The 3,309-nt window shown below is 71.9% G+C and carries 3 protein-coding genes; 2 read left to right on the top strand and 1 reads right to left on the bottom strand.

The features are described from left to right. The coding region (locus tag H5J29_RS26260) for a transglycosylase domain-containing protein (RefSeq protein WP_312858418.1) at nt 1-2,246 on the bottom strand (2,246 nt) is incomplete at its 3' end. 146 nt (nt 2,247-2,392) lie between these two features. Between H5J29_RS26260 and H5J29_RS26255 the strand changes: the two genes are divergently transcribed. Together H5J29_RS26255 and H5J29_RS26250 are read left to right on the top strand one after the other, a co-directional pair. Next, entirely contained in the window at nt 2,393-2,695 is a 303-nt protein-coding gene (locus H5J29_RS26255; protein WP_312858417.1) for a WhiB family transcriptional regulator, read from the top strand. A 325-nt stretch (nt 2,696-3,020) separates the two neighbouring features. After that, entirely contained in the window at nt 3,021-3,182 is a 162-nt protein-coding gene (locus tag H5J29_RS26250; protein ID WP_181783691.1) for a hypothetical protein, read from the top strand. Nucleotides 3,183-3,309: the final 127 nt, after the last annotated feature.

Here is a 3,309-nt window from a genome sequence, read left to right as displayed (position 1 = left end):
CCGGGCAGGGCCGTGCCCCGCGGGCTCTGCCCCACGACGGTCCCGGCGGCGGCCAGGTTGTCCACCTGCGTGGTGCTGACCTGCCAGTTCGCGCGCTGCAGGACCGCACGGGCGTCGTTCACCCCGCGGCCCACGACGTCGGGCACCCGGGTCTCCGCGCCGCCGGTCAGGTACCGGTCCTCGGTGGGCGGCAGCGGCAGCACCGGGGTGCCCGCGACCATCGGGGTGACCGCGCCGAACCAGGTCTCCGCCGGGGTCTTGCCGCCGAAGATGTTGCCGCTGCGGCAGGCGAACGGGGCGCCCGCGCCGTCGCACAGCGGCTTGGGGGCGTTGGAGTTGTCGAAGGTGATCACCGAGCCCGCCAGGTTCGGCAGGAACCCGACGAACGCCGCGGACTTGTGCTGCTGCGTGGTGCCGGTCTTGCCCGCCATGGGGCGGTTCCAGCCGACCTGGCGGGCGGCGCCCGCGGCCGTGCCGGAGATGTCGTCCTTGGACAGGCCGGTGAACAGCGTGTTCGCCAGGCCCGGCTCGACGGCCTGCTCGCACGGCGCGTCGGTGATCGCCACCGGCTGCCCGGCGGAGTCCGTCATGGACTCGATGGGGCTCGGCGGGCACCACTTGCCGGAGCTGGCGATCGTGGCGCCGACGTTGGCGAGCTCGAGCACCGACGTCGGCGTGACGCCCAGGGTGAACGAGGCCTGCCGCTGCGCCTTGGTCACCTCGGCGATCGACCGGTCCGTGCGCCTGCCGGTGCCCGGATCGACGAACGGGGTGCCCGCCAGGGACTTCATCCCGAGCCGGACGGCCATGTCGACGACGTCCGGGACGCCGGTGAACTCCTCCAGCTTGATGAACGCCGTGTTGGGCGAGGTGGCGAGCGCGTCCTGCAGGCTCATCCGCTCCGGGTAGTTGCCGGAGTTCTGCACGGGGATCGGCCGCCCGCCGCCGTCGAGGTAGATCGGCGACGCGTACCCGCTGGGCGGCACGGACATCTGGTAGTTGATGCCGAGCCCCTTCTCCATGGCGGCGGCCGCCGTGAAGATCTTGTAGACCGAGCCCGCGCCGAGGTTGACGGGCTCGTAGGGCAGCCCGTAGCTCGTCTGCAGTGCCTCGGCGTCGAGCCCGAAGGTGCGGCTCGAGGCCATCGCGAGCACGCGGTGCTTCTCCTGCCCGGGCTCGACCAGCGACATCACGTTCGCGACGTTCGGCTGGCCGGGCGGGACCTCGGCGTCGAGCGAGGCCTTCATCTGGGCGAGCTTGGCGCGGTCCAGCGTGGTCTTGATCGTGTAGCCGCCCCGCGCGACCTGCTCCGGGCTGAACCCGTGCTCCGCGAGGTACCCGCTGACGTACTTGCAGAAGAACCCGGCGTCCCCGGCCCCGATGCAGCCGTTGGGCCGGGTGTTGAGCGGGCTGGCCAGGCCCAGCGGCTGGGCGGTGGCGGAGCGCGCCTGCTCCTCGTTGATCATGCCCTGCTCGCGCATCTGCGTGATGACGAGGTTGCGCCGGTCCAGCGCGGCCTGCGGGTTCTGCACCGGGTCGGTGGCCGAGATGTTGCGGACCATGCCCGCGAGCAACGCGGCCTGCGCGACGGTGAGGTCCTTGGCGGCCACCCCGAAGTAGGTGCGCGCGGCACTCTCGATGCCGTACGCGCCGTTGCCCCAGAACACGATGTTGAGGTAGCGGGTGAGGATCTCGTCCTTGGGCAGCTGGCGCTCCAGCTGCAGGGCGACCCGGGCCTCGCGCAGCTTGCGGGCCGGGGTCTGCTCGGTGGCCTTGAGCCGCTCGGCCTCGGTCTGCGCCTCGACGTAGAGCGTGTAGTTCTTCACGTACTGCTGGGTCAGCGTGGAGGCACCCTGCACGACGTCCCCCGACGCCGAGTTGGCGATCACCGCGCGGATCGTGCCCTGCCAGTCCACGCCCTGGTGCTCGTAGAACCGGCGGTCCTCGATCGCGACCATGGCGGCCTTCATCGCGGGCGAGACCTGGTCCCCGGTCACCTGCTCGCGGTTCTGGTCGAAGACCCAGGCGATCGGCTGCCCGGCGTTGTCCGTGAGCGTGGTTGTGAGCGGCAGCCCGCCCTCCACGAGGCTCGACGAGGCGGAGTTGACGCTGTCCCCGGCGTCATTGCTGACCAGCCCGACACCCGCCGCGAACGGGAAGGCCATCCCGGCCGTGACGACACCGGCGAGCAGGCACAGCCCGAGCAGCAACCCGATCGGGCGCGCCAGACGACGGGGAGCAGACACGACGACGAGGTTACCGACCCGGGCGTCACCCTTCTGTCAGGTTGAGTAGTTCTGCGTGGTGTCGGGCGGAACCGGCCGCTCGCAGAATCCGTCTCAGTTGCCGAACGCGGGCCACCCCCGGCCCGCCCCCTCGGAGGAGACGAGGCGTGAACACTGCACTGACCAGCTGGAACTGGCGAACGGCCGCCCGCTGCCACACCACCGACGCCGAGGAGCTGTTCGTCCGCGGCGCCGAGCAGCGCCGGGCCCGGGGCTTCTGCGAGAGCTGCCCGGTCCGCACCGAGTGTCTCGCCCACGCCCTCGACGAGCAGGTGGAGTTCGGCATCTGGGGCGGGATGACCGAGCGGGAGCGTCGCGCGCTGCTGCGCTCGCGGCCGGACGTGGGGTCGTGGGCGGAGCTGCTGGGCTCGGCCAGGGATGCCTACTACCGGGAGGAGGCCGCCTCGTAGCCCGCCGCGCTGCCCTTGGTCGCCGGTCCTGACCCATCGCGGCCGTGTGCGGCGCGGATGGGTCAGCTGTGACGATCATCGGTGGGGGTCGGCGGTCGTGGTCGGCGCCGACCAGCGGGACCTGCCCTTTCCCGACGACGCCCGGAACCGCACCGTGACACTGCGGGTGGTGCCCATGCCGATGTGAGTAGTCGGGCTCGCAGAGACGAGTAGGCGGTACCCATGTGCCCGGGCACACACCGCGGGACTCTTCCGGGGCACCGATGAATCAGGACCGGATCCCCGGTCTTCCCATCAGTGACCCACACCACACAGGAGGCCCACGATGTTCACGCCGATCCTCTGCCCCGGCTGCACCGCCATCGTCATCGTCCCCGAGTTCGACGCGCACCGGCGCTGCCCGTGCTGCGGCATCGACGTCGCCGAGCCACACGAGGCCGAACTGGTCCCCCTGCCCGTCCGCGTGCAGCGGCCGGAGGCGGCGTGATCCTCAGCGGAGGGAACGAACGGACCCCACGGACGCCGCGGGCGGGACCTGGTTCGCCAGCCGCTCGCCCACGGCCCGCAGCCCCGCGAGGTCGGTGATGTCCCCCGCCACCGCGGGGACCCGGACC

It is taken from the genome of Pseudonocardia pini (assembly GCF_013870575.1).
Taxonomy (GTDB): domain Bacteria; phylum Actinomycetota; class Actinomycetes; order Mycobacteriales; family Pseudonocardiaceae; genus Pseudonocardia; species Pseudonocardia pini.
The sequence above is the reverse complement of the archived record's forward strand: the minus strand, read 5'-3'. Positions and strand labels throughout refer to the sequence as shown.

Coding starts and splice junctions, on each gene's coding strand:
- H5J29_RS26250 (WP_181783691.1), top strand. CDS start 3,021: ATGTTCACGCCGATCCTCTGCCCCGGCTGCACCGCCATCGTCATCGTC.